This window comes from Streptomyces mutabilis (genome assembly GCF_014649815.1).
GTDB lineage: Bacteria > Actinomycetota > Actinomycetes > Streptomycetales > Streptomycetaceae > Streptomyces > Streptomyces mutabilis.
The window spans coordinates 1-651 of record NZ_BMTT01000172.1 but is presented as its reverse complement, the minus strand read 5'-3'; the positions used below and the strand labels follow the sequence as shown (position 1 = coordinate 651).

General features: G+C 42.7%; 1 protein-coding gene. It reads right to left on the bottom strand.

From position 1 onward, the window contains the following. A partial coding sequence (locus IE142_RS39895) for a chorismate-binding protein (protein WP_191889453.1) occupies positions 1-651 on the bottom strand: 651 nt, incomplete at both ends.

Here is a 651-nt window from a genome sequence, read left to right as displayed (position 1 = left end):
TTCAGCATGCGCCTGTAAAATGGCATTGATAACCGCTTGTGATTTATTGCGAGTTTCTTCCGCCTCCATTTTGGGATCAGAATCGAGCACAATACCAGCGCCCACTTGAATAGTTGCAATATCTTTTTCTACATAAGCAGAACGAATAACTATGCAAGTATCAAAATCACCGTTACCAGTAAAGTAGCCAATTGCACCGCCATAACTGCCTCGTTTGGTTTTTTCATATTGTGCAATCAGTTGCATAGCACTGACCTTCGGTGCTCCTGAGAGTGTCCCCATATTCATACAGGCTTGATAGGCATGAAAAATATCTAAGTCATGACGTAATGTTCCTACTACTCTTGATACTAAGTGCATAACAAAAGCGTAGCGATCTACTTTGGTTAATTCAGCGACATAACGGCTTCCAGCTTGGCAGATACGCGCTAAATCGTTGCGTGCTAAATCAACCAACATAAGGTGTTCTGATAACTCTTTGGTATCTGTGCGCATTTCGAGCTCAATGCGGCTATCTAAATCAGCATTGATTGAGCCGTCGGCATTGCGACCTCTTGGGCGTGTACCTGCGATAGGATAAATTTCAATTTGGCGATCACTTGCTTGATATTTCAACGCACTTTCAGGTGACGCACCAAAAACGGTAAATAA